The following is a 17234-nucleotide window of genomic DNA, read 5'->3' as shown; positions in this document are numbered from 1 at the left end:
GGCTCCGAGATAGCGCCGGAAGTGCTGCGGGAATGCAGGGCTTTGCTGCACCATTGCAGGCATGGATATGCGATGGGACGACCTGCGCTACCTCCTCTCCGTGGCACGCCAGGGCTCGCTCGCCGGGGCGGCCCGTGAGCTGCGGGTGGATGCGACCACGGTGGGCCGGCGGCTGTCGGCGCTGGAGAAGGCGTTGGGCACGCGGCTGGTGCTGCGAGGCTCGCGCACGTTGGGTCTCACCGAGGAGGCCGAGGCGGTGGTGGCGCGGGCGCGGGAGATGGAGGACTCGCTCCGGTTGCTCCATGACTCCGTCTCCGGAGAGACGAAGGCGGAGGGCACTGTCCGCCTCGCGGCCACGGAGTACCTGGCGCAGGCCCTGCTCGCCGCGCACCTGGGCGAGCTGCACACGCGCCACCCCGGGCTGAACCTGGAGCTGGTGGTGGGCACGGACGTGGTGGACCTCCAGCGCGGTGACGCGGACCTGGCGCTGCGGTTGACGCCGCCCCAAGGCGATGCGCTGGTGGTGCGCAAGGTCGGCGAGATTGCCTTTGCCTTGTACGCCGCGCGCGGCTACCTGCGTCGTCGGGGTGCTCCCCGGCCGGGGGACTTCCGCGAGCACACGGTGCTCGTCTACCGCACGGCCCTCACGTCCGGGGAGGAGTCCGCGGAGCTGAAGCGCCTGACGGCGGGCGGGCGGAGACTGCTCCAGAGCAACAGCACCGCGGTGCTGCGGGAAGCGGCGGCGGCGAGTCTGGGCGTCGCGCTGCTGCCGTGTCTCTCGGGAGGGAGAGACCCTCGGTTGACGCGGGTGGGCGCGGGAGTCGTGGCGAAGCGGCCCTTGTGGCTGACGTTCCACAAGGACTTGCAGCGCAGCCCGCGTGTGCGCGCGGCTTCGGACTGGGTGGCGGACCTGTGTCGGAGGGAGAAGGCGGGGCTCGCCGGGACGGAGGCGGCGTCGCGATGAGCCGCTTCACCCGCGCGCGGCCCCGAGCGAAGCTCTTCTTCCCCGAGGAGTACCCGGACCTCATCGCCGAGGAGGCACGTCGCCTCTGGTGCGTGGGCTGAAGCGATACGCGAGAGCCCGGCGCTGAATCACGCCGGGCCCGGCCGCGGTGAGGCTCACTTCACCTGGAAGCGAGCCTCCAAGGGGCTCGCGCCACCCGAGCGCTGCACGCCGCGCCCCGGGTTGGCGGCCAGGTGCTCCAGCACCTTGAACACCGTCTCCACCTCGTCGGGCTGGCCGATGTCGTTGGCGAGCTGCTCGGCCGTGCGTGCCGAGGCCCGCGCATCCAGGAGCCGCGCCGTGAGCTTCTTCTGGATGTCCAGCACGCTCGTGGCCGCCTTCTTGCCCGCCTCCACGCCCGGCTGGTGGTACGCGTTGATGTGCACGAGGCTCGCGTACAGGCCCACCGCGCGCTCATAGAGGGCAATCAGCGCGCCCACCGTGCGCGGGCTCACGTCCGGGACGGTGAGGGTGAGGGACTCGCGGCCCTTCTCGAACAGCGCGCGGCGCGTGCCCAAGAGGAAGCCAAGCAGGTAGTCCCCACTCGTGATTCCGCGCTCCACCTCCATGGACTCGCCGTCGCGGTCCTTCAGCACCTCGATGAAGGTGGCGAAGAAGTTCGGCACGCCCTCGCGGAGCTGCTGCACGTACGCGTGCTGGTCCGTGGAGCCCTTGTTCCCGTAGACGGCGATGCCCTGGTTCACCACCTTGCCGTCCAGGTCCTTCTCCTTGCCCAGCGACTCCATGACGAGCTGCTGGAGGTAGCGCGACATCAGGAGCAGGCGGTCCTTGTACGGCAGGATGACCATGTCCTTCAGGCCCTTGCCGTCGCCCGCGTGGAACCACATCAGCGCGAGCAGCGCCGCCGGGTTCTTCACCGCGTCCCGCTGCCGCGTCGCCACGTCCATCTCCCGGGCGCCCGCCAGCATCGCGTCGATGTCCAGGCCCTGGAGCCGCGCGGGCAACAGGCCCACCGCCGACATCACCGACGTGCGTCCGCCAACCCAGTCCCACATCGGGAAGGTGCGCAGCCAGCCCTGCTTCTTCGCGTGCGCGTCCAGCTCACTGCCCGCGCCCGTGACGGCCACCGCGTGCTTGCTGAAGGTGAGCCCCTGCTCCACATAGGCGCGCTCGGCCTCCAGCATGCCGTTGCGCGTCTCCTTCGTGCCGCCGGACTTGCTGATGACCACCGTCAGCGTCTCGGCCAGTCGGGCCCCGAGCTGCGCGAGCGCCCGGTCCATTCCATCCGGGTCCGTGTTGTCGAAGAAGGACACGGTCAGCTTGTCGTCCCGCGACGTCAGCGCGTCCGCCACCAACTGCGGCCCGAGCGCCGAGCCGCCGATGCCCACCAGGAGCAGGTGGGTGAAGCGCGATGCCTTCTGCGGCTTCAGCTTCCCCTCGTGCACGTCGCGCGCGAAGGCGTGCACGGCGGCCACGGTGTCGGTGATGTCCTTGGCCAGCGCCGGCTCCGGGGCCAGCTCGGGCGCGCGCAGCCAGTAGTGGCCCACGCGGCGGTTCTCATCCGGGTTGGCGATGGCGCCCTTCTCCAGCGCCTCCATCCGGGTGAAGGCCTCCTCCAGGCGCGGCTGCATCCGCTCCAGGAAGTCCGCGGCGAAGCCCATGCGCGAGACGTCGAGGGAGAACCCCAGCGACGGGACGACACTCAGATACCGCTGGTACCGCTCCCACAGCTCACGCTCGGTCATGACTCGTCCTCCTCCTTGGGGTTGCTCGCGCGAAAAAACAGGCGGCTGGCTTAGCGCCTCCGCTCGCGTGAGGGAAGCCGAACACGCGTGCGGCGCGAGGACTCGACACCCGGAGAGGGCGCAGTGCTCAACACCCCTCACTCCCCAGGGAGTCAGGGGCACCCCTGGCGGGGCTTCACCTCAGGCCGAGGGGCGCAACGGCTCCGTCGCTGGAGGGCTCCCCGGCGGCGCGCTCCGCTCGTCCGGCTTCCATGCGGGATTGCGGAAGACGTAGCTCAGCCGCTGCTTCAAGGAGCCCGGCTTCATGGCGTCCTTCGCGATGGCGAAGAACTCGTGGAACGCGATGCGAAACGGGTTGTACGTCGCGAGGTTCTTCGTCAGCCCGTAGACGGGCTTCTCACCCTCGGGTTCGAAGGTGCCGAACAGCCGGTCCCAGATGATGAGGATGCCCGCGTAGTTCTTGTCGAGGTAGCGCGGGTTGGACGCGTGGTGCACGCGGTGGTGCGACGGCGTGTTGAGCACCCACTCCAGCGGACGCGGCAACTGGTGGATGGCCTCGGTGTGAATCCAGTACTGGTAGAGCAGGCTCACCGACTGCTGGACGACAATCATCACCGGGGAGAAGCCGAGCAGCGCCAGCGGCGCCCAGAATATCCAGCCGGTGGGGTTGGTCCACGTCTGCCGCAGCGCCGTGGTGAGGTTGTAGTGCTGGCTGGAGTGGTGCACCACGTGCGATGCCCAGAAGAAGCGGCTCTCGTGGTGGACGCGATGGAACCAGTAGTAGCAGAGGTCCTCCGCGAAGAAGAGCGCCACCCACGCCAGGATGCCCGTGCCCACGCGCAGCGGCGTCAGGTTGTAGAGCGCCAGGTAGCCGGCGAAGGCCACGCCCTTCCACACGATGTTGATGAACACGTTGCCCAGGCCCATGGAGAGGCTGGCGGCCGAGTCCTTCAACGTGTGCCCCGCCACATCGCGGCCCTCGTCGCGCAGCTTCTTCACCCACAGCGCCTCGGCCACCACCGTCAGGATGAAGACGGGGATGGCGGGAGTGATGAGGTCGGGAATGTGTACGGCGTCCATGGGACACCTCCTTCGTGAGACTCAGGAGCGGTGACGTTGGCGCGGGCGACGAGTCGCGGATGGAGAGAAGGCACTGCGCATGAAGCGGGTGAGGGCATCCAGCATGCGGCGGTGGGCCGGGTCATCCGGCCTCGCGCTTCCTCCGACGGCCGCGCCCTGCACGGCGTCCAGCGCCAGCTCCACCACGGAGTCGAACTCCGGGTAGGCGGTCGCCGCCTCGGGGAACAGCTCACGCGCCACCCGGTGCAGGTTCTCCCGGTGGGGCCCATCCACCGCGGCCAGCGCCACCTGGAGCCCCGTGTCCGTGCGCGCGGCCACATACAGCTCGATGGCGGCTTGAAGCTCCGGCCGCTGGTACGCGGCCCACAACATGTCCACCGCGGAGGCGATGCGGTCCTTGCTCGACGGCCTCGCGCCGACTCCCGCCAGGTAGTCCTGGATGATGCGCGGGAAGAGGTGCTCCACCGCCGCGGCGAGCAGCTCCTCCTTCGTGTCGAAGTGCGTGAAGAGCGCGCCCTGCGACACGCCCGCTCGCTTCGCGACCTCCACCGTCGTCAGGCGCGCGTGTCCCAGGTCCACCAACGTGGCGATGGTGGCGTCCAACAGCTTGCGGCGCGTCGTCTCGCGGCGCTCCTGCTGCGTGCGGCGGGGAGGGCGGGGTGGCCCTTCAATGGGGGATGCGCTCTTCACGGCCATCTGGGAGAAGCATAACGCCGATGTTAGTGAGTGACCAGTCACTATGTGGCGGCCGCTGGTGAGCAGGGGTGATCCACGGTGCCACCCTCGGAGGCACAGGTGAGACACGAGGGCCACTCCGTCCTGATGAGGCTCGCCTGGGCACTTTCGCGGTGGGCCGGCGAGCGGGCGAGGAGACAGGGGCCCGTTCGCTGAAGGCGATTCGCCCGCTCGACAGCGAGGGCTCCAGGCCCCACGGACGAGCGGACGGGCCATGGGGTCCCTGGTGATAGGCCTTGAGACCGCGAGATAATTGCGCAGGGAAATACCCCCGCTACTTGTCTCCGTTGTCCGCCGGCCCGATATGAACCTTTCCTCCGCTCTCCTTGTCGGCTCCCTCCTGGCCACGGCGCCAGCGGCTACCAACTCGATTGCCTCTCCTCTGGGCGACATGCCCGAGGTCGGCGTCCCGTTCGCGTGTGGACGCATCCACACCGTGAGCCAGGGGCACGACACAGGCAGTCACCAACACAACGACACGTATGCGTGGGACTTCCGGATGCCGGAAGGCACGCCCATCGTCGCCGCGCGTGAAGGTGTGGTGCGGCTGGCGCGGGGTGACAGCACGAAGGGCGGGTGTGACGAGAAGTTCGCGCCCTACGCCAACTACGTCGTCCTCTCGCATGGGGACGGGCTGGAGACGCAGTACCTGCACTTCAACGCCGTGGTGGTGAAGCCCGGCGAGACAGTGAAGGAGGGGCAGCTCATCGGCTTCTCCGGCTCCACGGGTTGGGCGTGCGGCGCGCACCTGCACTTCAAGGTGGCGCGTGAGGTGGGCAAGGGTTGGAACAACCCGTCCGTGCCCGCGCGCATCGCTGGCTATGGAGACCCGGTGCGCGAGACGCGCGTGGCCGCGCCCATCTGCCGTGACTCCAGTCGCGACACGCTCATGGCCGCTTCGGAGGGCGCGCACACGCCGGGCCAGCCGGTGGTGTCCATCTCACCGGAGCGCCAGGATGCGCCGCGCGGCCTCCCGCCCGGGGCGAAGGCCATCATCGACGGCCTCTCCCAGCCGCCCGCCCAGGGTGGCCAGGGCCTCGACGAAGCGCGTGCGCCCGCCAGCGCCAGCACGGCGAGCGGCCCCAGCGAGACTCGCTGAGGCCAGCATCGCGCCCGCGCCCGCGAGCAGCGTGAAGAGGGCTCCCGCGTTGACGAAGTAGTCCAGCGGCAACAAGGGGCCCTCCACGTAGGCGCGCACCACGCGGTAGCCCACGTGTCCCAGCAGCACGAGCAGCGGCAGGTTGATGAGTGGCAGCACCAGCCAGCGCGCGGTGCGCCACCACCTCGCGACTGCTTCCGCCACGCCCGTCGTCGCCGTGTAGCGCCACGCGGCGGCCCGCGCCGCGCGCACCTCCTCCAACATCGTCTCCACGTCCGGCACGCCGAGCAGCGAAGGCTCCAGGCCTCCGGCGCGCGCGATGCTGCGGGCTTCCGCCAACGCCGTGCGCGCGGCGGACTCCACGCCGAAGTCGTCCTCGAAGGGCTCAATCACCGCGCTCTCGGCGGCGCGCGCGCGGGTGTGTCCCCGCACCGCGTCCACCACCGTGGAGGCCGCCGCCACCGCGAGTCCCGCGGGCAGGCTGCGTCGGCCCACCAGCGCCGCCGCGCCCAGGCCGCTCGCGCCCCACACGGAGAAGCGAAGGCCCCACGCGGCGGGGCCCCAGAAGCGTCCTCCCGCCTGTCGTCGCACCTCCGCCGCCAGGTGGCCGTGTGCGAGTCGGAGCCGCGCGTCGAAGTCCTCGCGCAAGCCGTCGGACGCCTTCGCCAGTCCGGAGTCCAGGGCCGTGCGGGTGCGCGCGAGCAGTGCGTCCGTTTCGTCGAGCGCGGCCTTCACGCGCGCTGACACTTCGTCGAGCGCGCCCATGGCATTGCCACGGCGCACGCGCGCGGCGATGGCCTGGGTGGCGAGTCCTCGCAGGTGGAAGAGGAGCGGGCCGAACTCGCCGGACACGTCGCGGCCTTCCTTGGCGGCCAGTGCGCTGATGGCGAAGACGGGCACGTCCTGGGCGGGGAGGCCGAACTGCTCGGCGGCGACGCGGCGCACCTGGGCCTTGAGCGTCTCGCGAGACTCGGGCGACAGCTCGTCCGCGAAGTTGAGGATGAAGACGAGCGCGCGGCGGCGGGCGAACTCCGCGAGGAACTCCACCTGGGTGGCCTCGGCCACGCTGCCCCGATGCATGACGACGAGCGCCACGTCCGCGCGCTCCAGCGCGGCGCGAGCGACGTCGCGATGGGTGGTGGCCACGCTGTTGAGGTCGGGGGTGTCGATGAACACCTGTCCGCCCCAGAGGGCCTGGGGGCCTGGCACGTACCGCGCCACGCGGGCGCCCGTCTGCGCGAGGGTGTCCGCCGCGGCGCCTTCGGGGGCGAAGACGGTGGCGGCGGTGCTGGTGGGGCGGTCCACGCCTTCGCGGGAGAGGGACTGTCCGGCCAGGGCGTTGAGGAGGGTGGACTTTCCCGCGCCGGTGGCGCCTACGAGCGCGACACCGAGGGGAGCGTCCCTGCTCGCGACGCCGCGCGCGTAGTCGTCCACGAGGCGCTCGAACCGCGCCGCATGTGGCTGGAGCGGTGGCAGTTCCAGGGCGGTCTTCAAGAGGGACCGCAGGGCATCGGGTTCAGGGAGGCTCGTCTCGTCCACGTGTGGGGCAGCCTGTCCCGGCGTCGCGTCGAGGGCCAGCGCGAATGTGACGAGGCGTGCGCCAGCGTTCAATGGACGGGGGTGCGGTGGCGGTCCTCCGTGGGGGAAGGGTAGAAGCGGAGGGGTCATGGAACTCTTCCTCATGTCGCCCCCGGGGCGAGGCTGGGCGCTGCGCGGGCGGAACAACTTCCGCAGTCGCGAGGCGGGGCAGGTGGATGCGCCCAAGGCCCGGCGCGAGTGGCTGACGTTGGCGCGGGCCATCGAGGCACGGGGCGGCACGGTGGTGGCGCTGTCTTCGCCGTCGGAGTTGCTGACGGGCATGCCGTACGCGGCGGAGTGCGGACAGGTGGTGGCGCGCTCGGGTGCGGCGCCGTGGTTCGTGTTGCCTCGGATGATGAGCGCGCACCGTCAGGCGGAGAAGGAGCACTGGGCCGCGTTGGCGCGGCGCATGGGGTTCGAGGTGGTGGAGCCGGACGTGGGCATCTGGGAGGCCCATGGAGACGTGGCGCACTTCGACGGGGCCACGCTGCTGTTCTGGGGCGGACGCACGACGTTGGACGGGCTGGAGGCCGCGTCACGTTGGCTTCCGGGCGAGGTGGTGCGTGTGCAGGTCCGCGAGCCCGCGTTCCACGGCAACATGGCGCTGCTGCCGTTGCCCGCCGTGGACCGGATGTTGGTGTGTCCGGAGGTCATCGCCGCGGAGTCGCATGCGCGGCTGCTCGAGCGGTTCGGTGAGGAGCGGTTGCTCACGGTGACGGAGGACGAGATTCGTCGCTATGCCACCAACGGGTTGCCGGTGGGGCGGGACTTGCTCGCGCCCTCCGTGGTGCCGGAGGCGGTGAAGGCGCGGGTGGAGGCGCTGGGGATGGGCGTGGTGTCGCTCGACATGAGCGAGCTGTGTGAGAAGGGTGGGGGTTCTTCTCGCTGCCTCGTGTCGCGCGCGTGGGTGGAGGACGGCGCGGTGCGGATTCCGGACGAGGCGAGGCTGTCAGCCGTGGCGAAGGACATCGAAGCCGATGCGTGACACCGAGGCACTGGCGAGGCAGGCCGAGGCATTCTTCTCCGCGCATCCGGGCGTGTCGCTGATGGCGCTGGGGGCGGGGGAGCACGCGGAGGCGATGGACCTGTCACCGCTGGGGTTGCCGGCGACGTATCTGCCCGCCGAGCGGAATCTGGAGTTGGCGAAGCAATACCTGGCGCTGAACCAGTTCGCCTTCAGGGGGATTGGTGTGCCGCGTTGGGTGTTGTCGGACCTGTACCTGATGCCGGGAGCGATTGGGTTGCTGCGCTGTCCCGCGCGGATGTTGAAGTCGGAGCTGCGCGCGCACTTGGAGCTCGCGGACGAGGCGCCGGCCATCGGCGCGGCGTACTACGCGGCACCGTCGATGACGTCGGGGTTGTTCATCGGCGTGTCGCTGCTGAGCTTCCTGCCGGGGACGGGCGCGGGCGCCTGGGTGAAGGCACTGACCTTGTGCATGCTGCGAGCGACGCGGCTGCGCGGCGTGGCGCAGTGGGACAACCCGAGTGTTCGTGTCCACGCGAGACTGGGGCCCTTGCGACTGGTGGGGCGTGTGCCTGGAGGACACGAGTACGGCGAGCGGACCTTCGTCTACGAGACGGACCTGTCCGATGGGGCGTGTGTGGCGGAGGCGATGGAGCGTCGACTGTCTCTGGAGCCCACGCGGCGCATCGCCGTCACGGACCTGCCGGCACTGAGCGCGCTGCTGGACCGCGCGGAGGCGGGCGAGGCGTTGTACCTCGTCCCTCCCGGTGTCCAGAAGGGCCACGTGCTGGTGCGCGAGGGCTGTACCGCAACGGATTGTTGAGACACCGAGTCGCAGTACATGGCCGCAAGCGCTCGACAGACTGACTCAAGTCTGACGCCAGGCCGGCGCTCGCCAATCCAGGAGCCCCGCGCGCGAGTCGAGCAAGCACGCTTGAATGGATGCGGCAATGCGCTGCCGTTGAGTCCCCAGACGAATCACCTCCAAGCACCCTTCACTGGAGAGGAGTCGTCCCATGAAGTACTTCGTGTGCTTCGCGAACCGCGATTCGTTCGTGCGATACCACTGGGACAACTTCGCCGGATCCGGAACCGGAAGATGTGCATCAGGGTGCTTCGTCTCGTCTTCGCCCTCGTCGTCAACGGGCTCGTCATCCCGCGCTCCCCTGGCAGGCTGGGCCGACAGTCCCTCCCTCTCAAGGTTCACTCCCGTCACGAGCGAGACAGCCTCTGCCGCGGGCCGACACCACTTCGGGTCCTCGGCAAGGCTGAGCAGCCATGGCAACTCCGCGATGTCGCCAGCGCTCCCTACCGCTTCCACCACCGTGCGGCGCGGGGCCGAGTTTTCGCGCAGCTTCCGTACCTGCTCACGAGCACGCGCAAGCCCGGTTGCCCGGAGCGACACGCGCAGCGCCAGTTGTTGATAGTTGCCAGGAATGGCGGCGAACGCCTCGACACACTCGAGCGCCGTGGACCGCTCACCCAACAGGACGGCCGAGGTCGCCGCCCAGAATCGGCACGCATCGTCGGACGCCCGAAGATGCTGGGCAATCGTGGGAAGCAGCTCGCGGCGCTTCAACTCGACAACCGCGCGCAACGCACGGGCACGTACGAGGAGAGCCTCATCATCCAGCAACGCCTCCAGCAAGCGACCGCACTCCAGCCGATGACGCGCGGCAGCGGCAATTCCGATTCGTCGCAACGAGGGCTCCACTGCGCTAAGCAACTCCAGGGCAGGGCCACGAGCGACAGAAGATGGTACCCACGCCAAGGCGGACGTCACGGCGCATGAAATCGCGGGAGTTTGGTCTACCCGAGCGAAAAGCGCACCGAGTCGTTCCGTGTGGCGATGAACGAGCGCCGTCACCGTCGCAGCGAAAACGACTCCTGCGTCTTCTGCTTCGGAGAGCGCCTCCTCGCAGAGAGCCCACCCGTCATCACCCGCGAGGCAGAGGCCCTCCAGGTTCGCCTGAAGCCGCTCGTCGAAGTTGAGCAAATCTTTCAGTCGATAGTGGGGCGCCGTGAGGATGTCCCGGCGCTGCTCCCACAAGAAGGCGACCTCCCCGACATGCTGTTCAAGGATATGTGCGATAGGACGAGGCACCTCAAGACCACCGCTCGACATCGAGGTGGTCATCCACGATGGCGCAGAGTCTCGCGAACTCTCGGCTGTCATCGGCATGGACGTGGATGCTGTCGCTCGCCACTTCTTCCGTGAAGAGCATCAGCACTGCACCGGGTCGCTCGAAGAAGACCTGCTTGCCCTCAACGTAGGGGACCGGGTGACAGCCCAGATTCCCGGAGACAGTCCGGAAGCGACTGCGTCGCGCGTTTCTCGCGGCATCACCTTCGCCCAGACCCTCCCCAGGGCTTCGAGCTCGAAACTCGGCATGGTGTCCCATCGTGGCCACACGAATCCTGAGAACGGCTTCTCGGTAGAGATATTGAAACAAAGACCGGGCAATCATGTGCTCTTGTCGAGCGTCGTTCGTGAACCTTCCCGTCTCTGAATCTACTGACCATGAGTACGCGATCAGGGGATGCGCCCCAGCCTCTTCTTGAAGCCGCAAGAACATCTCGTTGTCGAAATCCAGGGTCCATACGTAGGTTGCATCCGGGGGCACCGGCACAGGGGGCTCCGAATAGAACCGGACGATCGCCTCCACCCCGAACTCGACGCTCTTGAGGAACTCCCCCAGATTGTCAGTCGGAGTCCGTCCCATCCGCGAAAGAAAAGCTCTGTGCTCGGGCGCTAGCGGGCGACCCACCTTCTCCTCGACACGCGCGATGTCGTGCTCGTTGGCTCCGACGAGCTTCCGCGAGAACCCTTGAGCATACTGGTCGCAATAGCGGATCAACTCGTCCATCTCGCGAGTCCACTCCGTCACAGGCTGGTTCGTCCCCATCCGATTCATCCCCGGCCCTTGGGCGCGTTCTCGCACAGCATCGAGGTCAGAACCCGTTTACACGTATCACACGACGGAACAGCGCTTTTCCCATTCTGGGTCTCTCGCAGGACCGTCATGCTCGCCTCGCATCCCATGCCCACGGGAAACGCCCCTTTCTCGAACGCCTGGAACAAGGCCTTCTGCTCGGCGCAGTTCCCGGCGGGATTCCTGTCCGCCGGTCCTGTGGAGGGGATGGGGGTCTTGTGCTTGAAGTTGACTGCCTTTTGGGCGAAGTTGTCTGGAGTCAACGAGGAGCGGAGATCTCCCGCGACCCCGCTGAATGCCGAACTGCCCTTCTTGCATTTCACCACCACCGCCGCGGTTGTTCGCCCACGGACCTGCTCGGCACTGCGAAAGGACTCGGTCGAGCCCTTCAATTGGGGATGCCCGGGGCTGGCCAGTGGCTTGCCACAGTTGTCGCACACAATCTCGCCAGTCTTGTCGTCATGCCCGGGATACCCCATGTTCTTGCCAGGGGTATTGCCAGCATTCCCATTGTGCATGCCGTCGTCCATGAATCGGACGACTCCTTTTCCCTCGAACTTGACCGACATGCTGAAGAGCAACCATGTCAACTTGCCTTGGATCTTGCTCGATGCGAGCCCTCCCCCAGCCGTGCCACCTTCGTCACCTGTGCTCTTCTTCAGGAACGAGTCCTCGAGCGCGACGGCATTCCCCTCGATTTCAACACTCTTCGATCCTTGGGAGAGGTCGCTTGACACCGCGAGATTGGGATAGGGAACCGGGACAGGTCCTCCGGGTGATGGAGTCTTGCAGACATCAGGCGCCATGGCGACGAACTGGAGACCATCGCCGGCATGGACGACGCTCTTTTTGTCGACAAAGGTCTTCGTCATGAGAGTTCCGTGAACCTGCGACTCATGGGGCCTGCTTGCATCAAGCAGCCGCCCACCTGACCGTGGTCCGCCGAGCCATACACCAGGAGATGTGGAGGAGCGCCGGGTGCCGGGTGCCGTAGACGGGCGAGAGAGAGCAGTCCCATTCCCAGCATGACACCCCCAGCGGCAGCGCCAAGGTCTCCGAAGGACGAGGCCGCGAGAGTCCGAACGAAGGGCTCTGGCATCAAGGGGATGTTCCTCAGATATGCCATGGACAGCTCGGCGACCCAGAAGGTCTCGCCCGTCTCGCAGGTGTAGAGGAGTTCGGCACGCTCAGGACAGCGTTCGCGCAATTGACGGAACACCGAGGACAAGGCCTGCCCCGAGTTTGGCGCCTCCTGGAGAAAGTAATGAGGCTCCTGCGCCGTCACGGCCCCACGAACCCACCCGAGCACTTCGGAAGCCTTCTCTTCCCGGGAAGGCCTCCGTTCGAGCAGTACGACCGCGGCGCCTTCACCTGGAATCGTGTCGTTGCCGTCAGGCCGGAGGACCCGACCTTCGCGCTGAAGATGACGGAGCATCTCTGGCGCGCACAGGGAATCGACGGCGCCGATGATGACCTCTTGGCACTCACGCCTCGACAGCAGGGAGGCTGCGTGCTCCATCGCGAAGAAGAACCCACTGCGGCCTTGTTGGAAGACACGCACGGGTCCTCGCGCGGCTGGTAGACGCTTCCGAAGCTCGTTCAGCCACCGGGCCACGAATTCCTCCACTTGGACCCCTGGCCCGTCACGGCCCTCTGGCAGCACCAATGCCAGCGCCGTTCTTGTCCCGCCTCCCAGGGAGACGGGCAGCTTCAAATCCTCCAAGGCCCAGTCAGACATGGCTGCCATCCGCTCGAAGCGGGGCAAGTCCTCTTGAAGGAGCGTAAGAGATGATACGCGGATGGGGTCCGTGGAATTCCCCTGGCTTGATGTCAGCCAGAACGACACCAGTCTCGCCCGCAACGCGGCATGTGTTGCCGCGGCCGACAGTCCAAGAGGCGTACATATCCCCATGGATGTCACGGCAATGGACGTGGCCAACCCCTGGTTCCCCTGACTCATGAGAGGCCTTCCTCCCAGGGCTCGAGAAGTCGCACGGAGGTATGCAGGTGGGCCTTCCGGCCGTGGCCGAGTGGTACGACACGTCGCCAGTACAGCGTGACGACCCCCTCTTCAGGTTCGAACAGCACTCCGTCGAGTGCCAGCGCCCCTCGTACAACACGATCCGTGTACTCGCTCTTCGAGAGAATTCGATAGCTGGGCAGGTTGAATCGGAACACTCCGTCTGGTGAGAAGCCTTCGAGCGCGACGGGCTCGTCGCCCTGCAACGGCGCCGGGAGCGACATGCCAGGCGCGGCCGCCAGGAAGAAGCGGAGGTCCAAGTCCCGAGGCCACAAAGGAAGCCGCTCGGCCATCCATCGCGAATCATAGGTCCCAGCAAACCCCAATCGCGGTTGCCATGCAGGAGGGATGGGGCCGTACCCCCATGGCTGACTTGGAGTGTCCCACGCGGGAGTCTGCTCCCCGGGCTTCCGCAGGTTGTGGAGCGGTTTGTCGAGCGACATTCGCTCACGCGTATAGAAACCTCGCCCCGTGGGATTGCGCGCTTCATGAGCGACGAGCGCGCCGTCGTCGCCATGAATCGAACCGCCAAATGCCCGTTCATAGCGCAGCGGCATCTGTTCGAAGGGTGCGGGACTGCTGGGGGTCAGGCCCAGGAATCCTCGCCGCCAGAAGCGGTCTCCAATCACTTCGACTGACTTTTCACACGACCCCACGCGAATCCGGGTAGGCACAGCGACGGCCGGGCCACGGACCGCCCAGGCACTTCCTTGCAGGTAGATCTCGGCTCCCTGTCGGCGGACGACGCCTTGTCCCGCATATCTCACGCTGGTATGTGCGGGGTTGCCCCAATGCACATCGGCCATTGGAGGAGGTCTCTGCTCCTCGTGAATTGCGAGCGGCTCTGGTCGGGAGTCTCCCGGTGGTGGAAGAAGGAACCTTCCTGCAACGCAGACAACAAGCTTCTGTGTGTCGTCAATGTCATACTGGAAGCAGGTTGTTAATGCGAAAGGGGTAAGGTTCGCGGCTGCGCCGCCGACGCTCATTCGAGCCTCTCTTCTTGTCGTGAGTCGATTCAGCCCCATCTCGGAACCCTCAGCCTGATGAGGGTTCGATGCAAGCGGCGTTCAGGGCTGCCTTTTCTTTGCGCCACATATATAGCATGGCGCCCGAGGCCTTCCAGCTTCTCAAAAGGCAGCGATTGGCAGGGATGATTGACTGTGCAACCATTCCAAGGAATGGGCCTGAGCCATGGACGAACTGCTCCCCTGACGCTCATGCCGTACTGGCTCGGCCTGGAAGCACCCTCTGAGGATGGGGACTGTCAGGTGGTGCGGATGCACCTGGGAGAGCACACCTGGAAGACGAAGTTGTCCAGGGTGAGGACAACGCGGACCTTGAGAAGTCCCTCTGGAATGCACCCTGACGCTGATGCCTATGGCGACGGCGCGGCGGGAGTGTCCATGTCTTCCTGCAATGCACGCCGCAGCGCGCTCGCGCCATCCGAGAGGATGGGCTCCCCGTGCGCGAAGCAGACGATGTCCACGACGGCCAGGTGGTCCAGGATGCGCTGGACGCTCTGCCGGGTGCGAAGGGGCTCGTCCTGGTACTCGCTGGGGATGAACTCCGGCGTGCCGTCTCCCTCGTGGGTCAGCAGGTCGGAGATGAAGGCGATGCCGCGCGGATGCTTCTGCATCCACAGCGTGTACATGGCCACTGCGGGACCCGGCGTGTGGAAGGGGAGCAGACCTCCCGGGAGCGTGTCGCCCGCCACGTAGATGAAGTCGGGCTTGTCCTCCAGGCCGTAGGCATTCTCCGGAGCCCACACCGGCGCGCCGAAGGCCTTGCGGAACCTCCAGGCGGAGCGCTGGTGATTTCCCGCCGTCAGCACGATGGCGGTGATGTCTCCCAGCTCCCGCAGCTTCGCCTCCTCGATGGGCAGCGGGTCGATGAGGATGACCGCCCCATCGACATCCACCACCGCGTAGGCATCGCTGCGCGTGCCGCCAATGCGGTTGTCGTTCAGGGTCCAGTGGTGGATGCCAGGCGCCACCTCGACCAACTGCTTTGCCTTCCCCTTCGGCTCGCTCATGCCGTGAAAGCTAGGCACCCCGCTTCGATGTCCAGGGGCTCCCACGTGCCTTCGAGCTTGCTCGCCCGGCGCCCCGGCCCTGGAGCGACCACCGCCTCCGTGCGCGGGGGCAGCCATCTCCACCCGCCGCCCCCATGCTTCAGCCATGGTGGGTCTACACACGCACGCGCGTGTCTCCGCCTTCGGGCGACTCACGCGTCCGTCGCCGCTGCTGCTCTACGACGCCGATTGCGGCTTCTGTCGCCGCTGGGTGGCGCGCTGGGCGCAAAGCACCGAAGGCCGTGTCCGTTTCCTCCCAGGTCGCCGCTGGCTCCTCCTGCTGCTCGGCATTCCGAGGCGGGACATGCGTCGCGCCACTCAGCTCGTGGAGCCTTCGGGCCGCGTGTCGCAGGGCGCGGAGGCGGTCTTCCGCGCGCTTGGCCGGTCGCCCCGCTGGCTGACGCGCGGCGCGGCGAGGCTGGGGTTGCTGCCCGGAGTGCTGGGCCTCTCCCAGCGCGTCTACGGCGTCATCGCCCGCAACCGTCGCACGGCGTCGAGAGTGGACCGCTGGCTCTTCGGGCGCACCGTGGCACCGCGTGACTTCCGTCAGGTGCGCTGGGTCTTCCTCCGGTTGATGGGAGGCACGTTCCTCATCGCCTTCACTTCGCTGCGAGGACAGGTGCTGGGGCTGTTCGGCTCGCGAGGCATCCGTCCCGTGAAGGACCTGGTCAGCCAGGAGCGGAAGCAAGCAGCACCTGCTCGCGAGCGCTGGCGTCAATTGCCTACGGTGTTCTGGTTCGGCGCTTCCGACAAGGCGCTCACGCGGGGCTGCACGGTGGGACAGCTCCTGTCCCTCGCGGTCATCTTCAACGCGGCGCCCCGGAGCGCGCTGGCGCTGCTGTGGGGCCTGTACCTCTCCTACGCGGCCGTGGGTCGGGAGTTCCTCTCGTTCCAGTGGGACGTCCTGTTGCTGGAGATGGGCCTCCTGTCCGCGCTCACCGCTCCACGAGGACTTCGACCAGGCCTCGGGCCAGAGTCGCCAGGCGCGTTGGAGGTGTTCCTCTTCCGGCTGCTCGTGTTCCGGCTCTACTTCGGCTCGGGCATCAGCAAGTGGCAGTCAGGGGACAGGACGTGGCGCGAGCTGACGGCCTGTCGGCACTATTACGAGACGGCCCCCCTTCCCACGCGCGGCGGCTGGTACGCGCACCACCTGCCCGAGGGACTCCAGAAGACCTCCACTGCGATGGTGCTCGCGTTGGAGGCCGCGGTGCCCTTCCTCGTCTTCGCCCCCCGTCGACCGAGGCAGCTCGCCTTCGGGGCCTTCTCCGCGTTGCAGGCCGCCATCGTCGCCACCGGCAACTACGGCTTCTTCAATCTCCAGTCCCTGGTGCTGGGCGTGTGGCTGCTGGACGACGCGGCCCTGCGACGGCTGCTCCCATTTCTCCCCGAGAGCCCACCTGCGTCGCGCTCACGAACCTCCTGGAGCAATCTCCTGCTCATGCCGTTCCTGGTGCTCGGCGCCGCCGACATCCTCCTGCGCTTCGAGCGAGGTGCCCGCCTCCCCGAGCGCGTCCTGCGTCCCCTGACATGGCTGCACGGCCGCGTGCGTCCGCTGCGCTCGGTGAATCGCTATGGCCTCTTCAGCGTGATGACGGTGGAGCGGCCGGAAATCGTCGTCGAGGGCTCCAACGACGGCGTGCACTGGGAGCCCTATGGCTTCCGCTACAAGGTGGGTGACGTCGACCAGCCGCCGAGGCAGGTGGCTCCGCATCAACCTCGCCTCGACTGGCAGATGTGGTTCGCCGCGCTCTCCTCGCCGCCGAGCTGGTTCATCGCCTTCCTGGCGCGACTGCTGGAGGGCGCTCCCGAGGTGCTGGGACTGCTCGCGCGCAATCCCTTCCCGGACGCGCCGCCCCGGCAGGTTCGCGCGGTGCTTCACGACTACCGGATGACGGGGCTGGACGAGCGTCGGCGCACGGGGGCGTGGTGGACGCGAGCGCGGCGCGGGCTCTACGTCCAGCCGCTGGCCCTGGCTCCGGGGCCTCGCCCCACGGGCAGCATCCCGCGCTTGAGATGGCTCGCGTCGGGGGGGTAAATGACACCCG

Annotated in this window: 14 protein-coding genes and 1 pseudogene; 5 read left to right on the top strand and 10 right to left on the bottom strand. The window is 67.6% G+C overall.

Going from position 1 to position 17234, the window contains the following annotated elements:
• Nucleotides 1–67 precede the first annotated feature (67 nt).
• Nucleotides 68–964, top strand: a complete 897-nt coding sequence (locus G4D83_RS09285) for a LysR family transcriptional regulator (protein ID WP_163864314.1) — start codon at nt 68–70, stop codon at nt 962–964.
• A 155-nt stretch (nt 965–1119) separates the two neighbouring features.
• On the opposite strand, the gene G4D83_RS09280 is transcribed toward G4D83_RS09285, so the two are convergent.
• From G4D83_RS09280 to G4D83_RS09270, 3 genes are all read right to left on the bottom strand, one after another.
• Nucleotides 1120–2709, bottom strand: coding sequence for a glucose-6-phosphate isomerase (locus tag G4D83_RS09280; RefSeq protein WP_163864313.1), 1590 nt, complete (start codon nt 2707–2709; stop codon nt 1120–1122).
• A gap of 180 nt (nt 2710–2889) precedes the next feature.
• Nucleotides 2890–3789: a sterol desaturase family protein gene (locus G4D83_RS09275; RefSeq protein WP_163864312.1), complete on the bottom strand. Its 900-nt coding sequence runs from the start codon at nt 3787–3789 to the stop codon at nt 2890–2892.
• 21 nt (nt 3790–3810) lie between these two features.
• Complete coding sequence (locus G4D83_RS09270; protein ID WP_163864311.1) at nt 3811–4485, bottom strand: TetR/AcrR family transcriptional regulator; 675 nt, start codon at nt 4483–4485, stop codon at nt 3811–3813.
• Nucleotides 4486–4828: 343 nt separating this feature from the next.
• On the opposite strand from G4D83_RS09270, the pseudogene G4D83_RS46785 reads away from it, so the two are divergent.
• Nucleotides 4829–5281: pseudogene (locus tag G4D83_RS46785) on the top strand (M23 family metallopeptidase); the annotation flags it as partial.
• Nucleotides 5282–5464: 183 nt separating this feature from the next.
• On the opposite strand, the gene G4D83_RS09260 reads toward G4D83_RS46785, so the two are convergent.
• On the bottom strand, nt 5465–7162 hold the full coding sequence (locus G4D83_RS09260; RefSeq protein WP_163864310.1) for a GTPase: 1698 nt from the start codon (nt 7160–7162) through the stop codon (nt 5465–5467).
• Between the two features lie 127 nt (nt 7163–7289).
• Here G4D83_RS09260 and G4D83_RS09255 point away from each other — a divergent pair, with 127 nt between their 5' ends.
• Nucleotides 7290–8186 carry a dimethylarginine dimethylaminohydrolase family protein gene (locus tag G4D83_RS09255; RefSeq protein ID WP_163864309.1) on the top strand — a complete coding sequence of 299 codons (897 nt, stop codon included), beginning with the start codon at nt 7290–7292 and terminating at the stop codon, nt 8184–8186.
• A complete protein-coding gene (locus G4D83_RS09250; protein ID WP_163864308.1) occupies nt 8179–8988 on the top strand; it encodes a hypothetical protein in 810 nt (269 codons plus the stop codon). The genes G4D83_RS09255 and G4D83_RS09250 overlap by 8 nt, the downstream gene beginning before the upstream one ends.
• Before the next feature lie 45 nt (nt 8989–9033).
• On the opposite strand, the gene G4D83_RS09245 is transcribed toward G4D83_RS09250, so the two are convergent.
• From G4D83_RS09245 to G4D83_RS09220, 6 genes are all read right to left on the bottom strand, one after another.
• Nucleotides 9034–10302, bottom strand: a complete 1269-nt coding sequence (locus G4D83_RS09245) for a TIGR02270 family protein (protein WP_163864307.1) — start codon at nt 10300–10302, stop codon at nt 9034–9036.
• Nucleotides 10271–11032, bottom strand: coding sequence for an SMI1/KNR4 family protein (locus G4D83_RS09240; RefSeq protein WP_163864306.1), 762 nt, complete (start codon nt 11030–11032; stop codon nt 10271–10273). The genes G4D83_RS09245 and G4D83_RS09240 overlap by 32 nt, the downstream gene beginning before the upstream one ends.
• A 44-nt stretch (nt 11033–11076) precedes the next feature.
• Nucleotides 11077–11970, bottom strand: coding sequence for a PAAR-like domain-containing protein (locus tag G4D83_RS09235; protein ID WP_163864305.1), 894 nt, complete (start codon nt 11968–11970; stop codon nt 11077–11079).
• Nucleotides 11967–13058 carry a beta-ketoacyl synthase N-terminal-like domain-containing protein gene (locus G4D83_RS09230; protein WP_163864304.1) on the bottom strand — a complete coding sequence of 364 codons (1092 nt, stop codon included), beginning with the start codon at nt 13056–13058 and terminating at the stop codon, nt 11967–11969. The genes G4D83_RS09235 and G4D83_RS09230 overlap by 4 nt, the downstream gene beginning before the upstream one ends.
• Complete coding sequence (locus G4D83_RS09225) at nt 13055–14104, bottom strand: DUF2169 family type VI secretion system accessory protein (protein ID WP_163864303.1); 1050 nt, start codon at nt 14102–14104, stop codon at nt 13055–13057. The genes G4D83_RS09230 and G4D83_RS09225 overlap by 4 nt, the downstream gene beginning before the upstream one ends.
• Before the next feature lie 389 nt (nt 14105–14493).
• On the bottom strand, nt 14494–15150 hold the full coding sequence (locus G4D83_RS09220) for an MBL fold metallo-hydrolase (protein ID WP_205522597.1): 657 nt from the start codon (nt 15148–15150) through the stop codon (nt 14494–14496).
• A gap of 145 nt (nt 15151–15295) precedes the next feature.
• Here G4D83_RS09220 and G4D83_RS09215 point away from each other — a divergent pair, with 145 nt between their 5' ends.
• On the top strand, nt 15296–17224 hold the full coding sequence (locus G4D83_RS09215; protein WP_163864301.1) for a lipase maturation factor family protein: 1929 nt from the start codon (nt 15296–15298) through the stop codon (nt 17222–17224).
• The last annotated feature ends 10 nt before the right edge of the window (nt 17225–17234 follow it).

The sequence above is a fragment of the Myxococcus eversor genome, from assembly GCF_010894455.1.
GTDB lineage: Bacteria > Myxococcota > Myxococcia > Myxococcales > Myxococcaceae > Myxococcus > Myxococcus eversor.
Note: the sequence above shows the minus strand (reverse complement) of the source record. Positions and strands in the feature narration are given on the sequence as shown.

Bases quoted from the DNA above. Each gene is read 5' to 3' on its own strand.
- G4D83_RS09255 (WP_163864309.1), top strand. From the start codon at position 7,290: ATGGAACTCTTCCTCATGTCGCCCCCGGGGCGAGGCTGGGCGCTGCGC.
- G4D83_RS09280 (WP_163864313.1), bottom strand. From the start codon at position 2,709: ATGACCGAGCGTGAGCTGTGGGAGCGGTACCAGCGGTATCTGAGTGTC.
- G4D83_RS09230 (WP_163864304.1), bottom strand. From the start codon at position 13,058: ATGAGTCAGGGGAACCAGGGGTTGGCCACGTCCATTGCCGTGACATCC.
- G4D83_RS09275 (WP_163864312.1), bottom strand. From the start codon at position 3,789: ATGGACGCCGTACACATTCCCGACCTCATCACTCCCGCCATCCCCGTC.
- G4D83_RS09225 (WP_163864303.1), bottom strand. From the start codon at position 14,104: ATGAGCGTCGGCGGCGCAGCCGCGAACCTTACCCCTTTCGCATTAACA.
- G4D83_RS09215 (WP_163864301.1), top strand. From the start codon at position 15,296: ATGGTGGGTCTACACACGCACGCGCGTGTCTCCGCCTTCGGGCGACTC.
- G4D83_RS09250 (WP_163864308.1), top strand. From the start codon at position 8,179: ATGCGTGACACCGAGGCACTGGCGAGGCAGGCCGAGGCATTCTTCTCC.
- G4D83_RS09285 (WP_163864314.1), top strand. From the start codon at position 68: ATGCGATGGGACGACCTGCGCTACCTCCTCTCCGTGGCACGCCAGGGC.
- G4D83_RS09220 (WP_205522597.1), bottom strand. From the start codon at position 15,150: ATGAGCGAGCCGAAGGGGAAGGCAAAGCAGTTGGTCGAGGTGGCGCCT.
- G4D83_RS09235 (WP_163864305.1), bottom strand. From the start codon at position 11,970: ATGACGAAGACCTTTGTCGACAAAAAGAGCGTCGTCCATGCCGGCGAT.
- G4D83_RS09270 (WP_163864311.1), bottom strand. From the start codon at position 4,485: ATGGCCGTGAAGAGCGCATCCCCCATTGAAGGGCCACCCCGCCCTCCC.
- G4D83_RS09245 (WP_163864307.1), bottom strand. From the start codon at position 10,302: ATGACCACCTCGATGTCGAGCGGTGGTCTTGAGGTGCCTCGTCCTATC.
- G4D83_RS09240 (WP_163864306.1), bottom strand. From the start codon at position 11,032: ATGGACGAGTTGATCCGCTATTGCGACCAGTATGCTCAAGGGTTCTCG.